Origin of the sequence: Hymenobacter sp. GOD-10R (genome assembly GCF_035609205.1) — a bacterium.
In the GTDB taxonomy this organism is placed as follows: Bacteria; Bacteroidota; Bacteroidia; order Cytophagales; family Hymenobacteraceae; genus Hymenobacter.
Genome location: NZ_CP141184.1, coordinates 3436484 through 3458052, shown reverse-complemented (window position 1 = coordinate 3458052; position 21569 = coordinate 3436484). Strand labels below are relative to the sequence as shown.

Genomic DNA, 21569 nt, shown 5'->3' with positions numbered 1-21569 from the left:
CAGCTTGCTGCTGCCACTTCTTATCTCGCAAATCTCTTAGTAACTGCGTTATAGTTGAGCTTGTCCGCAGCTTTACTGGTATTCTTTTTTCAACTGTTCTATATGATATGAGAATTCTACCCTTTTTAGGCAGCTGTAGTCCGTCTGCTCGCTGGGCTACTGTGCTGATTTCGGGGCTAGGGGTAAGCCAAGCTAGCCCACTTACGACCCAAGCCGCCCCGCTCTGGCAACAAGTAACGCCCCAAACGGGCACCCCCATCACCGGCCGAGTCGTCGATGAGAAAGGGGAGGCGCTGCCGGGCGTGAACGTGGTGGTGAAAAACACCACTGTCGGCACGGCAACCAACGCCGACGGGCAGTACTCGCTCAACGTGCCGGCGGGCGCCACCTTGGTGTTTTCCTTTATCGGCTACTCGGCCCAGGAGCTGGCGGTAAATGGCCGCAGCACGCTCGATGTGCAGTTTGCCTCTCCGCAGGCCCGCAGCCTCAACGAGGTAGTAGTGGTCGGCTACGGCACCCAGTCGAAGCTAGAAGTGACGGGCGCCATTGCCTCGGTGAAGGGAGCAGAACTCGTCAATCAGGCATCACAGAACCCGGTTAGCTCGCTGCAAGGCAAAGTAGCGGGCGTGCAGATCACCAACGCCGGCGTGCCGGGTACCGCTCCGCAAATCCGGGTGCGCGGCACGGGCTCGTTGGCGGGCGTGTCGCCGCTCTACGTGGTGGATGGCACGCTGTTGCCGGCCGGCTCCGACCTAGCTTTTCTGAATCAGGATGACATTGCTTCCGTAGAAGTGCTGAAGGATGCGGCCAGCGCCTCTATCTACGGTATTCAGGCGGCCAACGGCGTGGTGCTTGTGACGACGAAGCGCGGGCAAGCTGGCAAAACGCGGGTGAACTACAACGGCTTTGGCGGGGTGCAAACTGTGACCAACCGCATCAAAATGGCTAACGCCCAGCAGTACGCCGAATTGCTCAACGAGAAATACGCCCTCACCGGCATCGACCCCAGCAACAACCTCGCTACCAACCTGCCCTCTACCGACTGGCTCAAGGAAGTGACCCGCACGGCGGCCACCCAAAACCACCAGTTGAGTCTATCCGGTGGCAGCGAAAAAGCCTCCTATACCTTCAGCGGTTCGTATTTGCGCCAAGAAGGTGTTTTGCAGAAGAATGATTTCGAGCGGATTACGGCGCGTCTGCAAACCGATTTCGCTCTCAACGACCACATCAAAGTTGGTTACTCGGCTAGCTTCGCTAACCTTGACGCGCACGATGCGCCCGGCCTAGCTTCCAGCATTTTCCCCAGCTACAGTGGGCTAGGTGGGGCGGCTACGGGCACCAGCTCCAACTTCGCACTGGGCGGCTCCAACGTATTTGCGCAGGCCTACGTGGCGCCACCCGTGCTGCCCGTGTTTCAAGCGAATGGCCGCTACGGCGACCCAGGGCTGATCGGCTCAGGGCTCGGCAACTTCGGCAACCCGCGCGGCACGCTCGACTACTTCGTGCAACGCTCGCAGGGCCAAACGCTGGTGAGTAATGCCTTTGCCTCGTTCAACTTCCTGCAATACCTCACCCTGCGCACCAGTGTGGGCGTCAGTTACACCGCAGCCAAGTTTTACAACTACCAAAAGGCTGATTCGCTCACCACGTTTCAGGTGTACCGGGGCAATACGCTGCGCAAGGGCACGAGCCAAGGCAATCAGTTGCAGTGGGAAAACACCCTCACCTTCGACCGCACCTTCGGCACAGGCCACCACCTCACGGCCTTGCTAGGCACCACGGCCCTACGTAACCGCACTGAGCAAATCATTGGCGCCGTCAACGGCGTGCAGGCCGGCAGCAGCGATAGTTACTACTTCAACCTCGGCACGGTGGGCACCGCCACGCTTGCCAACCCTGTCGATTTGTACACCATCTTCTCGCTGTTTGCCCGCGTGAACTATGCCTACAAGGAGCGCTACCTGCTCACGGCTAGCTTCCGCCGCGACGGTGCCAGCAAGTACACCGGCTCCGACCGCTACGGCAACTTCCCGTCGGTGGGCCTCGGGTGGGTGGTTTCCGAAGAAGACTTCCTGAAGGAAAGCTCCGTGTTCAACTTCCTGAAGCTGCGGGCGAGCTACGGCTTACTCGGTAACAGCCAGGTACCGAACAACATCGCTGTGTCGGTGGTCGACTTTTACCCGACGTACGCCGGGTTCTTCGGTATCCCAAGCACGCCCATTACGGGCGCCAACATCAGCACCCTAGCCGCCGGGCGCGTGCGCTGGGAAAAGGTGCGGGAAGCCGACGCGGGTCTGGAAATGGGCTTCATCAACAACCAGTTATCGGTGGAGCTGGATTACTACAACCGGCGCACCATCGATGCGGTGTTTCCGGTGCCCATCTTGTCGGGGCCGGGCTACGCTAATAGCATCGGCTACCTCGATAACAACGCCACCTTCCAGAACCAGGGCGTAGAAGCGGCCGTGCGCTGGAACTCGGCCAGCACCGGCGACTTTTCTTACTCGGTGGGCCTCGTGGGCGCTTACAACCAGAACAAGGTGATTGCCACGGCTAGTGGCGCGCCGCTCTTTTCTGGCGCCCTGCCGCTCGGCGACTACCGCACCACCATCTCGCAGATTGGTGCCCCCATCGGCGCGTTCTACGGCTACAAAGCCGATGGCGTGTTCCAAAATGCGCAGCAGGTAGCCGAGTCGCCGCAGAGCAGTACCGCCAAGCCCGGCGACTTGCGCTACCGAGACCAGAACGGCGACGGTCTGCTCGATGCCCGCGACTACGTGGTGCTCGGCAACCCCAACCCGCGCTTTACCTACGGCCTGAACACCAACTTCCGCTACAAAGCCTTTGACTTGCAGCTTGATGTGCAGGGCGTAGGCGGAGTGGAGTTGTTCAACGCCTTGCGCTTGCTGCGCGTGGGCAACGAAAACTACACCCAGGATTTCTACAAGAACCGGTGGCGCGGGGCGGGCACTTCGAACAGCTATCCGTCGGCTGACCTTTCGGGACGTAACCTCGACCCTAGCTCGTACTATGTGGAGAAGGGCGACTACATCCGCCTGCGCAACGTGCAGCTGGGCTTCAACTTCCCGAAGAGCCTCGTTAGCACGCTGCGCTTGCAAACCTTGCGCGTTTATGCCAACGCCCAGAACCCCTTGACGCTGACCAAATACAAGGGTTTCACGCCCGAAGTAGGCGGCACGCCCACCTACGCTGGCCTCGACCAGAACGTGTATCCGCTGGCTGCTACCTATAACCTAGGTATCAATATCGGCTTCTAAACGACCTAGCCTCTATCTGCTATGAACAAGATTACACCTGCGTACCCGATCCGGCGCCGGGCGTTGCCGATGCTAGCCGTGCTAGGTCTGACGCTCGGCCTGAGCGTATCGTGCAGCGACTTCCTCAACGTGCAGCCCCAGGGCCAGCCTGTAGTAGCTGAGTTCTTCAAAAACCAAAGCGACGCCGCGGCGGCCGTTAGCTCCTGCTACGCCAAACTGCGCGAATACAACCTGGTAGCCTTCAACTGGCTCTCCGTCACGACGCTGCCGTCCGACGACGCCGACAAGGGTAGCGTGCCTGGCGACGGCGACTACCTAAACGACTACTCGTTTTTCCGCTTCACCGCTACCGCCGGCTCGGCCGAGGGCTACTGGCTGGGGCAGTATCAGCAAGTACTGCTCTGCAACCAGGTTATTGTGAATGTGCCCAACATCGACATGGATGCTGGCCTGCGCAGTCGTTACGTTGCCGAGGTGCAGTTTCTGCGGGCGCTGGCTTACTTCAACCTAGTGCGGGCTTACGGCGGTGTGCCGCTCTACACCAAACCCGCCGTGACGAGTGACGAGCAGAACATTCCGCGGGCTAGTCGTGATGAAGTATATGCGCTTATTATCAGCGACCTAACCGCTGCGGCTGGCATCTTGCCGGTGTCGTACCCGAGCAGCGACGTGGGGCGGGTGACTAAAGGCGCGGCTTTGTCGCTGCTGGCGAAGGCGCAGCTCTACCAGAAAAACTATACCGCTTCGCTGGCTGCCTCCGATCAAGTGCTGAACCTAGGCTACTCGCTGGTGCCGGATTTTTACCGCATGTTCCGCATTGAGGGCGAGAACGGGCCAGAGTCGATTTTCGAGGTGCAGTGCACGTCCTTGCCCGGCAATTGCGACGTGGCCAATTCCTACTGGGCCGAAGCCCAAATGGCGCGGCCGCAGCTAGGCTGGGGTTTCTGCACGCCTTCCGCTGACCTAGCCGCCGCCTTTGAGCCCGGCGACAAACGCAAGCTAGGTACCATCATGGAGCGCGGCACTACTACGCCCGACGGCGACTTCATCGACAACAGCAACTCCAACGAGCGCTACAACATGAAGGCCTACGTGCCTAACTCCGTCGATAAATCGTGCGGCTACGGCCGCGACCAAAACATTCGGGTGCTGCGCTTTGGCGAGGTGCTGCTGCTCAACGCCGAAGCCGCCAACGAAGTAGGCCAAACCGCCAAAGCCCTAGCCGCCGTGAACCGCGTGCGCGCCCGCGCCGGCCTAGGTGCGCTCAGCAATAGCCTCTCGCAAGAGCAGCTCCGTCAAGCCATTTGGCAAGAGCGCCGCGTGGAGCTAGCTCTCGAATACGGCGACCGGTACTTCGACCTGGTGCGCCAGGGCCGCGCCGCCACCGTGCTGAAAAGCCGCGGCTTTGTGGCGGGCAAAAGTGAAGTCTTTCCCATCCCGCTGAGCCAAATTCAGCTGAGTGGCGGCAAGCTGACGCAGAACCCAGGATATTAATTTGGGTGCCATGATAAATAGTCAATAGATTAGGGCACAAGGCTATACTTCGGATTACGGCAGAGCTGGTTTACAACGTGGAACAGCGGCAGGCTAGGCTACGCCAGTACGAAAGCTGAACGACAGGGCTAGCAACAAGAAAGTAGATGGCCACTAACCGCAGGTGTTGGGTTGGTCACTACTTTTAGCTGACCCAAATAATGAGTCACCTAGGTAATCGTACCTTATTTATGCAAATCGTTTCCGTAAACGTTGGGCTGCCACGGCAAGTGCAGTGGCAGGGGAAAACCGTATCCACGAGCATTTTTAAAGAACCCGTAACAGGACCCGTGGCGGTACTCGCCGAACACTTGGCTGGCGACGGCCAAGCCGACCTGCGGGTACACGGTGGGCCTAACAAAGCCGTGTACGCCTACCCGCTGGAACACTACGCCTATTGGCAAACGCTAGTGCCGCCGGAGTTGCTAGTACCCGGCGCACTGGGCGAGAACTTGACCACAACGGGCCTGCTTGAAAGTGAAGTGCGGATGGGCGACTGTTTCCGGGCGGGCACGGCGGTGCTCATGGCCGTGCAGCCCCGTCAGCCCTGCTTTAAGCTAGGTATTCGGCTGCGCGACGAGCGGGTGGTGAAGCAGTTTCAGGAGGCGCGGCGAAGCGGCATTTACTTCCGGGTACTGCAAACCGGGGTGCTGCAAGCCGGCGACACGCTGGAACTAATCGAACGTTCCGCGCATGCCGTCACAGTTCAGGACGTTGCCGACTGCCACTTCCTGCCCCAAAAAGACTTCGCCAAGCTGGAGCAGATTCTCGCCCTGCCTTTCTTGCCCACATCGTTGCGGGAAAGGTTTGAGAAGATGGCCGCCGCGCAGAATGGTTAGCAGCTAGCTAGCACAGTAAGCAGATTACTAGCTACGTAGTTATACGTTTGTATTTCGCCGCTTGGGTAGAAATATAGTCAGTGCTACAAAGCCGGCGAAGGGTTTCCTTACGCTGACCAGCAGCACATCAGCGTAGGGAACGTGGGCCATCACGTATAGAAAACAAAAAAGCTCCGTCGATCGACGGAGCTTTCGGGTATTCGGTGTAAAAAAGCCCTTAGCGGACCACGAAGCCTTTGGCCAGCCAGGAGGCAACGTTTTGGGGCCGCACAAAGCGGGTTTCCACGTGGCCCCAGGCATCGACCTGGTACATAATGGTTTTGCCCGCTTCGCGAACCTGTAGGGCGGCCAAGTGTTCGGCCGGCGATAGGGGTGGCGAAAGGACAGAAGATTCAGCAGGTTTGCGCGCCCGTGCGCGTTTTGGGGAGTCAGCCATACGGGAGCAACAGGTGCGTGCCCAAAATGGTTCGTATAAATTTGCGCTTGTTAGCACGCTGAGGTCAAATAAGTTCCAAAAGCAGGGCTCTTATGCGTCATTACGGCAATATTTTTTTCAGCGAAGCCCCCGCGAAACCGGTGTTTTTCGGGTGGCTTCGCTGAAAAGACCGCAAAGCAGCTGCTTACTCGATTTGCAAGGAGCAGGTCTGTTGCTGCTGCCCCGCCCGCACCTGCAAGCGATAAATTCCTGTGGGCAGCGACGATAGCGCCAGCGCTGGCTGAGTTGTAGGCGCTACAAGTGTGCGCGCCAGCACCGCCTGACCCAGACTGTTGTAAAGCGTCACCTGAAGCGGACTCGCCGCTGCGGTTAGCGCAGCGGGCAGTACTAACTGCACCTGCTTGCGGGCGGGGTTTGGGTAAACCTGTAGCTGCTCGCTTAGCCGGGTGGCGCTAGCGTTGGTGTTTGCCAGCACGCGGGCGCCGCTGTTTTGGTTCAGGCGCACGCTCGTCGAGCTACTGGCGCTGTTACCGGTTGCTAAGTCTAGGTCGCCGTCGCCATCTAGGTCTGCCAGCACTAAGCCAGAAGGGGCGTTGCCCACCGCAACTTCTGAACCCGCCGCAAAGCTGCCTAGCCCATTGTTCAGTCGTACGCTGGCGGTGCTGGCCTCGGCATTTGCCGTCACCACATCCAGGTCGCCGTCGCCATCCACATCGCTCAGCACCAACCCGACCGGGTGCGGGCCGACCGGTATTGATTGACCGCTGCCAAAGCTGCCCGTGCCATCGTTGCGCACCACGCTCACCGTACCCATCACGGCGTTGGCTACCAGCAGGTCAAGGTCCCCATCGACATCAATATCGGCTAGCGCCACGCTCTCGGGGTTCGCGCCCACGGCTACCTCCAGGCTGCCGCTAAAGCTGCCCGTGCCATCGTTGAGGCGCACGCTGGCAGTGGTGCTGTTGGAGTTGGCCGTCACGAAATCCAGGTCGCCGTCGCCATCCACGTCACCCACGGCTATGCTCAGGGGGCGTGTGCCCACGCGCACCTGCTGGGTGCCACTAAAGCGCCCAGTGCCGTCGTTCAGGCGCACGCTCACCTCACTATAGGCACTCTGATCGTTGGCTACGTAGTTGTCAGCCAGCAGGTCGAGGTCCCCGTCGCCGTCTACGTCGGCCAGGGCGACGCCGTGCGGGTTACGGCCTACTTCCACGTCTGAGCCGCTGCTGAAATCTCCTTGTCCGTTGTTGAGGCGGACGCTCACGGTGCTGGGGAAGATGGTGCTGGAGTTGGCCGTTACTAGATCTAGGTCGCCGTCGCCGTCCAGGTCGCCGGTAGCGAGGTGGTAGGGGCCGCGCCCCACGCTGATAGCCGGGCCGGCCGTGTAGGTGCCCATGCCGTTGTTCAGCCCTACGCTCACGGTATTGCCCCGCTCGTTGGTGGTAAGCAGGTCTAGGTCGCCATCCCCATCTACGTCGGCGGCGGCTACGCTGTGGGCGCCGGCATTTGCGGCTAGGTTGGTACCGCCGCCGAAGCTGCCCGTGCCGCCGGAGACTTGGGTGGTGAACTGATACACGTACGGCATAGCAGCTAGCTCACCTGTGCTGCGCACGGTACTCGGAACGGTCACGGAGACGGTTTCGCCGGGTTTAAAATCGGAGCTAGGGTCTAGCGTCACGGTGCTGCCGCTGCCGCTCACGCTGCTGGCTTTGCGGCCACCCGCTTGCGCCGAGTACACGTGCACGTTGCTGGCGCTGGTGCTGCTCACCGGCTGGTTGAAGGTCACGGCCACGTTTGTGGACCGCGCCGCCGTCAAGGCCTGCCGGGTGGGGCTGGTGCTTACGACTCTGAACGCCGTGGGCCGCTGCACAACATACGTTTCGCCCTGAAAAGGAACGTTGGCAATACCAGGCATCACCCCGTCCGAGTTGGTCAGATCCAAGCGCAGGGTACCGCTGCCCGTGCCCGTATGGACCGTAACTTCAAACACAAGCCCACCGCCCCCGATGCTGCTCAGGCTCGCGCCTGTGAGTCCCGTTGTGGCTAGGCTGAAATTATTTAAGGTCAGGCTCACTGCGTTCGGACGGGCGGAGAAGAGAATCCGGTAGCGTACACTAGCCGCGTCGATGGTGGGCGGGTCCAGGCGCGAAATACCCAGTACCTGTACAGGCGCCAAGTAAACAACGTTGAACTGCGTGGAGGCTAGGTTGCCGTTGCCCGCTGGGTCTTGCGCCACGTCCGCGGGTACGTTCAACTGCACTGTCGAGCTAGTGGGCGTCACGCTTACTTGGTAACTAGTACCATTGCCGGTGAAGCTACTCACCGTACCCCCAAGCACGTGTACGTCACTGGCGGTGAAGTTTTCTACGCTCTCGGAAAAAGTAATAGTGAAGGGAATCGGATTTGCGCTGGTCCAACTACCCGTGGGCCCACTAAGCGTCACCTGTGGGGGCGTATTATCCACGGTAAATTGCTGGAACCTCGTTCCACTTCTGTTGCCAGAAACATCCGTTACATAGCTATAAATAGTATGGATGCCCTCCGCAAATGGCGCGGGCGGTAGATGCCATCTGCTACTTCCGTCGGCCGTTGCCGTGCCTCGCAACGTGCCTGACGGCGAGTCATAGACTGAAACGCGGCCATAAGCTTCGGTATATCCCTCAATCGTAACGGGACTCTTGACGAAGCCCGTTGGACTAATTAAGGGTGGGTCCAACGGCGGGAGCGTGCGGTCAACAAGGTACGCCTCACCGGCAAAGGGAAGGCCGCTAATAGTGGGGGTGACGCCCGTACTATTTGCTAGGATCAGTTGGACAGGAATCGAGCCGCGGCCTCCATAGCTAACCGTAATGAAGTAGTGAGCCCCAGATCCTATGATGTTCTGAACGGAAGGATATTGATCTGAACCGGTGATAACCCTAAAATTGGCGGTCGACAGGCCGCTTACGTTATCCGACAGCGTGAGCGTATAGGACAGCGTACGCGAGCCGTTCGGTGATGCGCCAGCTCGCACCAGCGAGACGATCGTAACGGGTTCGGCGCGCCGTCCACTGGCCATTTTTGGCGCGGCTACAGCTAGGGGCTGCCGGCGCGGGGCCACGTCCGGCTGAGAGAGAAGGCGCGGGGCTGGAACCGTTGGGAAGGCTCCCCAGTGATGGGTAGGCGTTTCGGAAGTAAATGGATAGCCCGCCGCGGCGAGTGGGGTCGTAACGAAGGGCAGCCACCCCAGGAGCAGACTGGCCAGCAGCAGGCGGAGCCGAGGGAATATGTTTTGCATAGGAAGCTAGGTAGAAAGGATGACAAGAAGGGAAAGCGCTAGAGGAAGAGGCGTTCGGAGCAACGGACGCGGTGATGCAGGACAGGGCTGATCACGGAGGTGGTGCTGGTGCGCATTGCGCGCGGCTGGCGGCTGAGCCGGTGCGCCAGCGTTCGTGGTCAAAGAGACGAAGGTGGGGGCGGCTCTACAAGGGCTGTTTCTCCCCTAAATAGGGTATAAGACGCTCTTTTTTTTGCCCGGAGGTTCCTCGACCTTTATGCCCATGACGCCTCCCTACCGCTTGGTTATTATTGAAGACGATCCTACCGTGCGCGAGTTGTTGCACGGCTACCTAGGTCGTCAGCCCGAGCTCGAGTGCGTGCTCGTAGCAGACTCGGCGGAAGCCCTGCTGGCGTGGCTGCCCGACGCCGTGCAGCCCCCGCAGCTCATCCTGCTCGATATTCACTTGCCGGGGCGTAGCGGCCTAGACATCCTGCCCCGCCTGCGCCAGCTAGCTCCCGACGCCGAGGTGGTGATGCAAACCGTATTTGAGGATTCTGCCAGCATCTTCGAGGCCCTGCGCCGCGGGGCCAGCGGGTATTTGCTCAAAAGCACTCCGCTGCCGGCCCTCAAGGCGGCCTTGTTAGACGTTATGCAGGGCGGGGCCCCGATGAGCCGAGCCGTGGCTCGGCAGGTGCTCGCGCACTTTCGGCCGCGCCCACTGACACCCTCAGCCGTGCTGACAGAGCGCGAGCATGAAATTGTACAGAACCTCGTAGCGGGCTTGAGCGAAAAGCATGTGGCCCTTCATCTGGGTATCTCCGTGCAAACGGTACATAGTCATATCAAAAGCATCTACCGCAAGCTGCACGTGAGCAGCCGCGGCGAGTTGCTCAGCCGTCTGCGCTAAACAAGCCCCAGCGCGCAAACAAAGGGAAGCTAGGTCCCGCTTCCCCTCCAACCGACGCCTAGCACTAGGAGGGAGACTAACCCGAGAAATGAGCTGTTTTGGCTGCTTACTTTCCGTTGCTCTAGGATATCACTGCCAGCCGAACTTCCCAGCCAGGCCCATCGGGGCGCGGGCCCACCCGGAGCTGCCCGCCCAGGGCCTGGGCCCGTTGCTGCATACTGCGCAGCCCGAGGCCTCCCACGCCGGGTGGACGGACGGAAGCGGGACCATTGTCTAAGACTTGCAGCCACAGACCGTCCCGGTTCCGACCAATGCGCACGTCCAGCTCAGTTGCCTCTGGCGCATGGCGCACGACGTTAGTAATGGCCTCCTTCGCAAGTAAGTATAAGTGCTGGCGCATTTGCGGTGCTAGGGGCTCGGTATCTAGCAAGCCATCGGTTGTGAGAAGAGTGCGCAGCGTAGTGGAGGTGGTGGTTTGGTCTAGGTGGTCGCGCAGACGGTCGAGTAACGCCCCAACGGTGTCAGCCCCCGCATCGATGCTCCATACCACGTCACGCATGGTGGTTAGGGCCGCGCGGCTGTCAGTGAGCAGGGCCTCGGTACCAGCATCTGGCAGGCCTGAATGGCTGTCGTGAAGCAGCTCCGCGCGCATCGTCACCCGCGTGAGCAGCGCCCCTACCTCATCGTGCAGGTCGGCAGCAATGCGGGTGCGCAGCTCTGCTTCGCGGAGCAGGCGGCGCTGGCGCGCCCGCACGGCAGCTAGCCCGGCGCCCACGGCCAGCAGCACGAGCAGACTGGCGCCCACGGCCAGCGTGCGTTGCTGGCGTAACCGCACCACTTCTTGGTCGCGGCTGCGTAGCCGCGCCCGGGCCCGCTGCTGGGCTAGTTGGTAGCGCGCAGCGGCCTGCTTGGCGCGGGTCAGCACCTGCTGGCTGGTGAGCGTATCGCGGTACGTGTCGTAGCGCAGCTGGAACTGGTAAGCGCGGGAAAAATTTCCTTGCCGGGCATAGGTCTGCGCTAGTATCTGGCACACATCGCGCATAATCGGTTGCCGACTACCAGGGGGACGCCGCGCGTACGCTCGCTCCCCGTAGAGGCGGGCGCTGTCGAGTTGGCCGACGTGCAGCAGCAGGTTGGCCAACGTGCCATAGAGCGTCGTAATGGCTCCTACGTCGTGCAGCTGGTGGGCTAGCTGCAGCGCTCGTTGCGCGTGCTGACGAGCCAAGGCATAATGACCTAGCTGCGTATAAACCTGCGCTAGCCCCCCGGCCACCGTCATCTGATCTTGAGGATAACGAGCGTAGGCTAATGCTTGCTCGTAGCCGCGGCGGGCGCGCTCGGCTTGGCCCTGCTCCAGGTAAAACTCGCTTGAGTTGAGCAGCACCCGCAGCACCCCTGGTGGACTCTGGATGGCCTGGTTAAGACGTAGTGCCCGCTGATAATAAGCCTGCGCCTGCATTGGATCCCCTAGCTGAGCATAGTTATAGGCTAGGCTGCTGAAGGCGTTAGCTTGCGCGGCTTGGTCATCGGCTTGCTCTGCTAGGTGCAGGCTGCGAAACAGCCACTCCATGGCCCGGGCATAATCACTATAGAAGGTGCCGAGTAGCCACGTGCTGCGGGCGCGCAGGGCGAGGTCGGGCTGACGCTGGGCTACGGCCCAGGCGGCCAACCAATACCCCTCGGCGCGGGCATGGTGGGTGGTACCCCACTGGTTGCGGCCTAGCACAAAGAGCAGCTGCGTCCGCAACCAAGGGTCGTGTAGGCGCTGAGTAGCGGGCAGTAAAGCTTGTAGTTGCGCTTGGGCCGCTTCATGCTCGCCAGCTTGCATGCGTCGCCGGGCCGCGACCAGTTGCCTTAGCAAGGCTCCGCTGGTATCGCCTACTCGGTGAGCCAGCGTTTCGGCAAGCCTAGCAAGCGAATCTTGCCGGGTGCGGGGCAGCTCCTCCTCAAAAGCTAGCTGCCAGAGCAGTCGTTCACGCGCAGCGTCGGGGGCGGGGTGCCGGGCGAGCTGTTGCCAGAGGCCGTGTAGCCGCCGCGACTGTGCCGGAGCAGCTAGCGCCGAGAAATTCAGCAGGGCAACTAACCACCCGCGCAGGAAACAAGCAGCCATACGTGTCACACCCGCTCGGAGAGGCTAGGTTCAGGTGCAAGGTAGTACGCGCCCAACTACGATCTGTATACTGTCAACTGAGATTGTTATAAGCTAGCTCATGGCTTCTGCATATCTATGGTGCCTTAGTTCAGGCCGATGCCTTTCATATACCAATTGACACAAGACGGCCAACGTCTGACACGCAAAGTAGTCCTTGTGCGGCCAGATAATTACCTAGCCATACCATCTCATAAAACAGCAACAATGGGCTCAATCATATCCGCGGACAATGCTTCGTAGATACCCCGCCGCGTTAGCTCAGTAGTGATAGTTTAACAAAAAGAAGGGCCACGGATACATTACCCGTGGCCCTTCTTGCTGGAACCTAGCTTCTACTATTTGAGCTAGCTCATTGAAAACAGAAGCTAGGTTGCTATTGCTTGATGAAAGTAGTGGAGAGCGTTTCCTGACCATTAGTTAAGCGCACCAAGTAGTGGCCGGCGGCTAAGGTGGGAAGCGTCAGTTGGGTGCTAGTGGTGCCTGGCTGTACGGCTACGACCGTCACGCGCCGACCCTCGAACGTGTAGAGCGTGATGTTGGTCGTACCCTTAAAGGCGGGGTGCGTCACGGTTAGACTCTTTTGCGTGGGATTCGGGTAGACCTTCACGCTGAGCTGCTCAGCGCGTGAGCGGTTGGCTAGCACAGTGGTGGGCACTAGGCTGTTGAGGTAGGTCTCCAGCATGGTGTAGCCAGTGCTGCTCAGGTTGTTGCGGTCAGTAGGGTCATTGGGGTTCAGGCTATTGTTTACTTCCCAAGTGTCGGGCATGCCATCATGGTCGGTATCGGTGGGGGCGGTGCCGTTGTTGTACAAGGGCCAGCCGCCCACCGCTTCCTGCGTGTCGATGATGCCTTGGTTGAGGCCGTAGGTATCAGAGCCACCAGGGCTGCTGCCGGTAGCGGTGCCCGTACGCGTTTCGTTCACGATGCGCGCGTCCACGACGTCGCGCTTGGGCAATGTGGCCCCAGCATTTTCCAATACGGCTAGGTAAGCATCTTCCGCGGTTTGGGTGGTGATGGGAGCTAGGCCTGCGGTGGGGGCCGCTTGTTTGAATTGAAGCAGGGCCGCCACTGGGTAGTAGCGCGCCACAATGCCGCCGTTCCAGTTGTCGGCCGTCACGGCGGGGTAGTTGTTTACGTAGTTGCCATTGGCATACACCGTGGCAAAGGGCTTGTTGGGGTTGGCGGCGTCGTACGCATTCGTGTTATCGAAGATGAGTTTGGCGCGCGAGGCGGGGGTGGCAGGGCCTGCTTTGTAGTAGTTATTCACTAGGTTCAGCTGCCCCGAACCGCCATTAATCTCAACCTCATTGCCATAGGCAGCGTTGTTGTTGCCCCAGTTATAAATGACGTTGTTGCGGTAATCGACAATGGCCGTGGTGTCGTGGGCTCGGGACCCGTTGAAGCGGATGGTGCGGCTGTGGTGGTGGGCCACTAGGTTGTGGTGGTAGGAGGAATACTGCCCGCCCCATACGCCGGCGTAGCCGTGGTCGCCCTTGCCGTTGAAGGACGAGTTTAGGCTTTCGCTGAAAATCGACCACTGCACCGTCGAGTATTTGTTGTCGTAGAAGGTGCCGACCTCCTCAATGGCCCAGCTCAGCGAGCAGTGGTCGACGATGAAGTTCTTGCAGTTCTCCATGTTCATGCCGTACACGGCGGGGCTGTTCGAGCCTTGGATGTCGCCGGGCCGAGAGCGGATGTAACGCACGATGATGTTGTTGCCGAAAAGCTTGAAGGTGCTTCGCTTCAGGCAGATACCGTCGCCAGGTGCCGTTTGGCCAGCAATAGTCACATTCGAGCGGCTAGGTCGGATCGCCGTCTTGAGATCAATAACACCGCCCACCCGAAACACAATGGTAAGAGGCTGCCCCGGAAATTGGTTGAACGCATCCCGAAAGCTGCCCGCGCCCGAGTCGTTCAGGTTCGTGACCTCAACCACTTGCCCGCCCCGACCGCCGGTGGCAAAGCGACCGTAGCCCTCGGCGCCCGGAAAGGCAACTAGCTGCGCCTGCGCAGGCATGGCGGCTAGCGCAAATGCAGCCATAATGCCCGTCGTGAGCAACCGGTTTTTTCGGGTAGTGGGGGAGGAAAGAGTAGGAAAGAAATGCATAAAGATGATGGGTTTTGGGTAAGAGAAAAGAAGAATAAGAGCACGCCCTAAGAAATAACAAACCGCTCGTCTTATGACGATTAATTGTCTTAGCTTCAAGCGTTCAAGCAAGCAGCAAGCACTAGAGCCCTTGCCAGGGGAAAGCCGCCAGACCTAGCTTCGCGGGCTATCGACTATTGCTTCTGAAGTGGCGCCGAGAAGTAGTGGTGTCCGTCCGTGTAGTGAACCAGGTAGTGGCCGTTGGCAAGGCCTTGCAGGTTCAGCGGAGTTTGCTGGCTGCCCGCCGCGCACGCGATGGTGGCTACGCATTGCCCCAGCGCGGAGTAGATGCGCACAACCCCGTGAGCGGCCACTGGATGCACCAACGTGGCCTGGTTGGTCACCGGGTTCGGATAGAGTTGCAATACCTTAGCCGACGCGGAACGAGTAGCGGTAATGATGTTGAGGCCACCTTTCACCACTACGTTGCGTAGGGTGGCAAAGCGCGCCGACGTGGACCCCGAGCCACAGCTGTAGTACACGCGGAAGGTCAGGCGCTGGTCGGGTTGCAGCGTCACGCCGCTGGTGCCGGCAAACGCCAAGCGGTAGGTGCTTTGGCTCCCTAGCAGAATAGGCGTGGCGAACCCTCCATTGGCGGTGCTGAGTAGCGAACCGGTCGGCCCCCAACCGCCACTCACATCGGCCGAGTCGGCGAAAAAACCCGTTTTCGACCAAACCACTGCTAGCTTCGTGCTGCTGGTGGAACCCGTCACGTACGAGGTCAGCAGCAGCGAATCAACTCGCATCGTGAGCCCGCCGGTGGGCACCACCTGAAACTGCTCGTAGTAAGTGCGGTTGAGGTTGCCGCCATTGCCGCCGGCAGCGGTCAGCCACGCGCCCTCGGCTTGCGGGGCAAAGGCTTGCCCATACTGCGCGGAATAAGGCGGAATGGTGGCCGTCGCTGAGCCGCTGGAGAGCACCAACTTGCGGAAGCTAGGCACGCTAGCTAGCACTGCCGCCGAGCGCACGGCCGTGCTGTCCTGATTGTTGCGCGTCATGGGCCACCATTGCACGACGGAGGATTGGGGCAAGGGCGCGGTCTGCGTTGTGCCGCTAACGGGCAGCGTGCTGGCCGTGGCGCCGGGACTAGCTAGCGTCAGCGTGCCGCTGTAGGTGCCCGCCGCCGAGGCGTTCAGCCGCACCCTGATAATGGTGCTAGCGACGGTGTTGTCGGTTTGGGCCAGAGTAAGTGGCGTGGTACTCGTGTACCAAGTGGTGCCGTTGCTGGAAACCTGGAAGCCTGCTGGCGGGGTGATAACCAGGTCAGCGGTCAAGTTCTCGCCTGACACCTGCACGCTTTGTGGCGTCGACGGCTGTCCTACGCCTTGCAAAAAGGGTTGCAGGGCGCCCGTGGTGGTAATGGTGCTCGGGCGAGCAATTTGCAGGGTGTCGCTGCGGTTCATCGTCATGCCGGCTTTGCTAGCCTGCACGTAGTAGAAGTACGAGCCACCTGGTGCTGGAACGGCATCTGTCGCGGCAAAGTTGACGTCGGTGGCGTTAGCGGCCGTTGTGGTGTATAACAGCGTGTACGAGCCCTTGCGCGTTGTGCTGCGCAATACCTGGTACTGCACGTCCGCAATGGGCCAGCTAGCGTTCCAAGTGAAGGCCGACGGGGCCGTGGCCGTGCCTTTTACCGCCATGAAATTCGTGATGGCAATTTCAGGAGCCTGACTAGGGCAGAAGTTCGGGTACACCGTGCACGGGTCCCAGGTACCGAGCATGGCAGTGCGCGTGTAGGTAGCCGTATCAGCATCGGTGAGCTGAATCGACCATGGCACGCGCTGGCTCACATCCAGCAGGTTACCGCTGATGTCCCGGCTTTTGTACTCGGCGTAGGTGATGACGCTCGTGTTGGTGCCGGCATCCCAGCTGCTCCAGCCCTCGGGCTTAATGACGTTGGGCCCCATGATGGTACTGAGCCACACCACTTTGTTGTGAGAGCGGTTGGCGTTCGTGTTGCTGGCGTCGTTCCCCCACGGCCGACCTAGGGTATAGGTGGTCGTGCCGCGGTTGGCCGGAATGTAGCACTTGCGAAACACGTAGCCGTAGGCTTGGTTCTGCGGGGTATTAGCCGCCGTGATATAGCCGCCACTGCCGCCGTCGCGCCGGGTTTTGGGGTAGATCACGCAACCCTCGAACAGCCCGCGGGCACCCCCGTAGATGAAGTCGACGGTGCCGTCGATATAACAGTCTTTGAAGTAGTTGCGCGCGTTGTTGGTATTGGTGTACACCGTGTCCTGCCCGCCTAGGAAGCGACAGTTCTTAAACGCCACGCGGTCGGCGGTGATGCGCATGGCTAGCGCCTGGGGCGAGTCGCCGGTGGTATTCTCGAAGGTGATATTCAGGGCGGAGAAGTCGGGCCCACTGATGGTCACCGTGGCCGAGGTAGTCGCGCTGAAGGTGCCACCGGCGGGGTTTGGTTTCCCATTGTAGTCGTCGCCGGTGAGGATAACGCCCGCCACGCTCTGGCCAATCAGTTGCAGAAAGGGCTTGGTCGTCGGGACGGTGACCTTCTCTTTGTACTTGCCATTCTTGACGTAGATGGTGTAGGGCGTGGTGCGGCCCGTTGGCGCGGCGTTGATGGCGGCCTGCACGGTGGTGAAGTTGCCCGTGCCGTCTTTGGCCACCACCGCATCATACGACTGCGCGTGGCCGGTTAGCGCCACCAGTACAAACAGCCAGGCCGCACCAGCGTGCCGCAATAGCGTAAAGCATTGTTTCATGGGTAGGAATTGGAATGGTAAGTAGGAGCAGACGAGGGCGCGGATAGGTAGTAGCCACGGTTGGGGCCTACCTGTCCTCACCATAGGAAGGGTAGCTAGCTTAGACTAAACGGCTAAGCCCTAAAGGTTAAAGTATTTAGACCCCGTGCATTGTATCATTTATGCATTGTATTGTTTGTTCTTTGCATCTTCTGCGCAGAAAGCAGCGCCATTTCGTGGCAAGCCAGAAGGAAGGCGCCTGGGAGCGTTTACCGTTTAACTTGGAATACCTTATCCAGAAAGTCGGCCGTGTACTTCAGCGTGGGCTCAAACCAGGGGTTGAACAGCGGAAACGTATGGGGCGTGTCGGGGAAGGTGTGCGTTTCGTGGTAGATGCGGTAGGTGTCTAGCTTTTTGATCATGTCTTCGCGCCCCGCATGCATCCGGTCGATGGAGCTGTTGATGAATACAATGGGCGGGGTCTGGGGCGTGACGTGGTTCAGGCCCGCGGCCTGTTGCCACAACTCCGGCTTTTCCGTTTGGGAAGCGCCAAACCAGTCCTTGGAAGCCGTCGGCTTGTCGCTCACCGTATAGTCGCTCGACTCGGGGTGCAGGAAAGCTAGGGTGCCGTCCACGTCCACGATAGCTTGTACGCTGCTCGAATGGTTGGTCGTACACGCGCTGCCTTCCAGCTGCTTATCCCCATTCGTAGTGCCGACTAGCGCCGCCAACTGCCCGCCGGCCGAGAAGCCCCATACAGCAATTTTGGTGGTGTCGATGGGGTACTGCTTGGCGTTGGCGCGCAGCCAGCGAATAGCGGCTTTCAGGTCGTAAACGGCCGCTGGGTACAGCGCTTCCGTCGAGAGCCGGTACTCCGCCGTTACGGTCACGTAACCCTTGGCCGCCAGCTGCTGCGCCATGGGAATATGGTTCGACCGGTCGCCGGAGCGCCAGCCGCCCCCGTGAATGAATAGCACCGCTGGGTAGCCTTTTTTGCGTTTGGCCTTGGGGTAGAAAACATCCAGCTGCAAGTTGTGCGTACCTAGGGTGCAGTAGGTTAGGTTGTAAGCAGCCTGTACCGTTGGCGGCAGCGGAGGCTGGGCAATGCTGATATTCGGGTGATACTTCTTCTCCTTGAGAAAGGCACTGCGTACTGTAAACGAGGTGTCGCGGGGAGCAGGAAGCTGCTGCGCCTGAGCCGAGCTCGCCAGCAGGGCGCCGCCGAGTAGTGCCGCCGCAGCAAGCCGCGAAAAGGGTTTTTGAAAAAACATGAGCAGCAGGAAGAAGAGAAGCGGGCTACAGGCCGCGCTTCTTTTCGCGTTTATTTTGATGTTCTAAGACGTTGCTGCTAGCTGCTGATGACTCCCAAAGGCCAGCCATCAGCAGCGCCAGAAGCTAGCTTGGGCTATGGCTTAGCGGCCGCTGAAGGCTGCGTTTGCTTTACTTCCGGCAGCCAGGGCTCGGCACCCGCGAAGATGTTCTTGAGCGTATAGCTTTTGGCTTCCTTGGTGGTGAGCTGCCTGCTCCACGCTACTCGGTCCTTGGTGTTAGCACCCGGGCCTTTCGACTGATACTCGGCGTAGTGCACCGTTTGTTCATTGGTCGGCTGACCCCAATTGTTCCAACCCACGGGCAGGATGTGCGCGCCCATGTCGGTGTTCAAAAACACGGTGCGGGCATGTGGGCGCCAGGGCCGACCTAGGTATACCTTCTTAGCCTCGGGGGCGGCCGTGAGCTGGCAGTTCAGAAACACAAGGCCAAACGACTGACGCGGCGTAGTGGAAGCCGCCGTGATGTAGGAGTCGGTTTTGCTCTGAATTGTGCAGCGCTCAAACACGGCCGTGCTGCCCCCAAAGATGAAGTCGGTGGTGCCCTCGATGTAGCAGTCCTGGTAATATTGGCGGCTGTTCTCAATGGCTAGGAACAGTGTATCCTGGTTGCCCAGCATGCGGCAGTTGCGGAAAGTAGCCCGGTCGCCTTCCACGTGCAGGGCCACGGCTTGCCCCACGCGCCCGGCGGAGTTCTCGAAGGTGATGTTCTCGGCCGTGAAGTCATTGCCCTGCACCCGCACGGTGGAGGAAGTGTAGGTGCTGTGCTTCTCGGCATCGCCGGAGTAGTCGCCGAAAGTGATGACTACGCCTTCCTTGCTTTCCCCAAGCAGCGTGATATGCGTCTTCTGCGAAGGAATCAGCAGTTTTTCCTTGTAGGTGCCGTTCTTGATGAAGATGGTGGCTTCTACCTGCATGAAGTCGCGCACGGCCATCACGGCCTCCTGAATGGTGCGGTAGTCGCCCGAGCCATCCGCGGCCACCGTCAGGCGCACCGGGATGAGGAAGGTTTCTTTTTTGGCGGGGGCCTTGGCAGCAGGAGCTGGTGTCCCGACCTGGGCATGCAGCGTGGAGGATACCAGCAGCATGCTGCCAGCTAGCAACAGATTTCGAAAGCGCATTAGTGAGTTGGACTAAGAAAAGGGTTGAAAGCGGTAAGATAGGCAGGCCGCCTTTCCCTAGGGAGTAGTGGGCTGCGCATCTTTACCGTTCGTGGCGGGCGGTACCGCATTCTTAGCAGTGGGCTTGGCTAGGTGCTCCGAGAGAATGGGCAGCTTTTGAGCCACCACTTGGCTCACGGCCAGCTGCGCCATTTTGCGGGCCCCTAGCTCGGTGAAGTGGGTGTTGTCGTGGTGGCCGTAGGGGTAATTGGGGTGGTCACCGGGGGCTAGCTCCAGGTACAGCAGCAAGGACTTGTCTACTCCGAATTGTTGTACCAAGTCGCGGCTCATCTTGTCGAGGTCGATGAGCGGGACTTTGTACTTGTTGGCTACTTCCGTTGTCACCTTGGAGTAGGCAACGTGCGTTTCTTGTTGGCGCCCGTCCTTGTCAAACTTGCGGCGCGTGATGGGCGTGAGCAGCACCGGGTTGGCCTTTTTGCGCTGCGTCTCGGTCACAAACTTGATGAGGTTCTTGCGGTAGTCTTCCGGCGGCGTGTAGCGGTCGGGGTAGTTTTCGGCCTCGTCGTTGTGCCCGAACTGGATGAACACGTAGTCGCCTTCTTGCAAAGCATCCACGATGGGCTGCCAGCGGTTTTCGGCCAGGAAGGTGCGGGTGCTGCGGCCGTTCTGCGCTCGGTTATCGACCACCACGGCGGCGGTATCAAAAAACGTAGCTAGCGGCATACCCCAGCCGGTTTCGGGGAATACTTGCTGGGGCTTGTTGGCCATCGTGGAGTCGCCAATCATGTACAGCTTGGTTTTCTTCCGCGGACCGGGAGCCGCGAAAGCCATCAGCAGGAGCAAACTCATCACCGCGGTGACTTTCAATAGGGGATGACGCATTTTCAAAAGGATAGAATGAATTAGGGGGTAAATCGGCGTTACTTACCTTCTTTGATGAAGCCCATTTCCAGCAGCCACGCCTCGCAGAGTGTCGTCCATTGGTTGGCGGAGCCGGGATTGTTGCGCACGGCAATAGAATGCGCTCCTTGCGGGAAAATGTGTAGCGAGCTAGGTACCTGGTGCTCGACCAGCGCTTGGTAGAACAGCAGGCTATTGCGCTGATTGACGGTTGGATCGTTGTAGGCGTGGGCCAAGAAGGTGGGCGGCGTGGTGGCCGTCACGTGCAGCTCGTTGGAGAACTTGTCGATCAACTCCTTAGGTGCGTTCTCGCCGAGCAGCGTGTTGCGGCTGCCCACGTGCGCGTATTGCCCCAGCGTGATAACCGGCGAAACCAGCACCATGAAGTTGGGCGCAAACGGCAGCTTATCGAGCGAATCACCAATGGCCGATACGTCTTCTGGGTGCGTGCCGAGCGTGGAAGCTAGGTGCCCGCCCGCCGAAGCGCCCATGATGCCGATGCGCTTGGGGTCAAGTTGCCACTGGGCGGCGCGGGCCCGGATCAGGCGCATGGCGCGCTGGGCGTCCTGCTCGGGGCCGATGCTGCGCTCCTTCAGGTCGGGCGAGTTGGGCAGGCGATAGTTTAGCACGAAAGCCGTGATGCCGAGGGTGTTGAACCACTTGGCCAGCTGCGTGCCGCCCACTAGGTAGGTCAGCTTCTGGTAGCCGCCAGGCGGGCAGATGAGCACGGCGCAGCCCTTGTTTTCTTCCTTCGAGGTGAAGAAGGCGTACAGGCCCGGCGTGCCCACCTGCACAATCCGCTCGTTCTCAATCTTGTCTTCTAGCTTCAAGCCCTTGGAGTTAGGCATCTTCTTCTTTGGCCACAAGGGAATAAACTCCTGCGCCTGGACCGGACAGACGCGCAAAAGCAGGCAGCAGAGAAGAGCACGAAGAAAGAAGGACATGAAAAGGCAGAAACGGTTATTGGT

General features: G+C 59.9%; 13 protein-coding genes. 4 read left to right on the top strand and 9 right to left on the bottom strand.

Going from position 1 to position 21569, the window contains the following annotated elements; genetic code table 11:
* The first annotated feature begins 107 nt into the window (after positions 1-107).
* The 3 genes from SD425_RS13870 to SD425_RS13860 all read left to right on the top strand — a co-directional run bounded on the left by SD425_RS13870 (position 108) and on the right by SD425_RS13860 (position 5650).
* The gene (locus SD425_RS13870; RefSeq protein ID WP_324670533.1) at positions 108-3278 is read left to right on the top strand and encodes a TonB-dependent receptor; all 3171 of its coding nucleotides are present in this window, start codon (positions 108-110) and stop codon (positions 3276-3278) included.
* Between the two features lie 21 nt (positions 3279-3299).
* Positions 3300-4772 carry a RagB/SusD family nutrient uptake outer membrane protein gene (locus tag SD425_RS13865; protein WP_324670532.1) on the top strand — a complete coding sequence of 491 codons (1473 nt, stop codon included), beginning with the start codon at positions 3300-3302 and terminating at the stop codon, positions 4770-4772.
* A gap of 230 nt (positions 4773-5002) precedes the next feature.
* Positions 5003-5650 (top strand): MOSC domain-containing protein, encoded by a 648-nt coding sequence (locus SD425_RS13860; protein ID WP_324670531.1) that lies wholly within the window; start codon positions 5003-5005, stop codon positions 5648-5650.
* 217 nt (positions 5651-5867) lie between these two features.
* On the opposite strand, the gene SD425_RS13855 is transcribed toward SD425_RS13860, so the two are convergent.
* Both SD425_RS13855 and SD425_RS13850 read right to left on the bottom strand, forming a co-directional pair.
* On the bottom strand, positions 5868-6086 hold the full coding sequence (locus SD425_RS13855) for a hypothetical protein (protein ID WP_324670530.1): 219 nt from the start codon (positions 6084-6086) through the stop codon (positions 5868-5870).
* 184 nt (positions 6087-6270) lie between these two features.
* Positions 6271-9363, bottom strand: coding sequence for an FG-GAP-like repeat-containing protein (locus SD425_RS13850; RefSeq protein WP_324670529.1), 3093 nt, complete (start codon positions 9361-9363; stop codon positions 6271-6273).
* A 262-nt stretch (positions 9364-9625) separates the two neighbouring features.
* Here SD425_RS13850 and SD425_RS13845 point away from each other — a divergent pair, with 262 nt between their 5' ends.
* Positions 9626-10252: a response regulator transcription factor gene (locus tag SD425_RS13845; protein ID WP_324670528.1), complete on the top strand. Its 627-nt coding sequence runs from the start codon at positions 9626-9628 to the stop codon at positions 10250-10252.
* Between the two features lie 121 nt (positions 10253-10373).
* Here SD425_RS13845 and SD425_RS13840 read toward each other — a convergent pair whose 3' ends face one another.
* The 7 genes from SD425_RS13840 to SD425_RS13810 all read right to left on the bottom strand — a co-directional run bounded on the left by SD425_RS13840 (position 10374) and on the right by SD425_RS13810 (position 21545).
* Positions 10374-12362 carry a tetratricopeptide repeat-containing sensor histidine kinase gene (locus tag SD425_RS13840; RefSeq protein ID WP_324670527.1) on the bottom strand — a complete coding sequence of 663 codons (1989 nt, stop codon included), beginning with the start codon at positions 12360-12362 and terminating at the stop codon, positions 10374-10376.
* Positions 12363-12777: 415 nt separating this feature from the next.
* Positions 12778-14511 carry a T9SS type A sorting domain-containing protein gene (locus tag SD425_RS13835; RefSeq protein WP_324670526.1) on the bottom strand — a complete coding sequence of 578 codons (1734 nt, stop codon included), beginning with the start codon at positions 14509-14511 and terminating at the stop codon, positions 12778-12780.
* Between the two features lie 173 nt (positions 14512-14684).
* Positions 14685-17273 (bottom strand): pectinesterase family protein, encoded by a 2589-nt coding sequence (locus SD425_RS13830; RefSeq protein WP_324670525.1) that lies wholly within the window; start codon positions 17271-17273, stop codon positions 14685-14687.
* Positions 17274-17521: 248 nt separating this feature from the next.
* Positions 17522-18523, bottom strand: coding sequence for an alpha/beta hydrolase (locus SD425_RS13825; RefSeq protein ID WP_324670524.1), 1002 nt, complete (start codon positions 18521-18523; stop codon positions 17522-17524).
* A 134-nt stretch (positions 18524-18657) separates the two neighbouring features.
* The gene (locus tag SD425_RS13820) at positions 18658-19701 is read right to left on the bottom strand and encodes a pectinesterase family protein (RefSeq protein WP_324670523.1); all 1044 of its coding nucleotides are present in this window, start codon (positions 19699-19701) and stop codon (positions 18658-18660) included.
* 57 nt (positions 19702-19758) lie between these two features.
* Positions 19759-20583 (bottom strand): rhamnogalacturonan acetylesterase, encoded by an 825-nt coding sequence (locus tag SD425_RS13815; RefSeq protein ID WP_324670522.1) that lies wholly within the window; start codon positions 20581-20583, stop codon positions 19759-19761.
* 38 nt (positions 20584-20621) lie between these two features.
* Positions 20622-21545, bottom strand: coding sequence for an alpha/beta hydrolase (locus tag SD425_RS13810; protein ID WP_324670521.1), 924 nt, complete (start codon positions 21543-21545; stop codon positions 20622-20624).
* Positions 21546-21569: the final 24 nt, after the last annotated feature.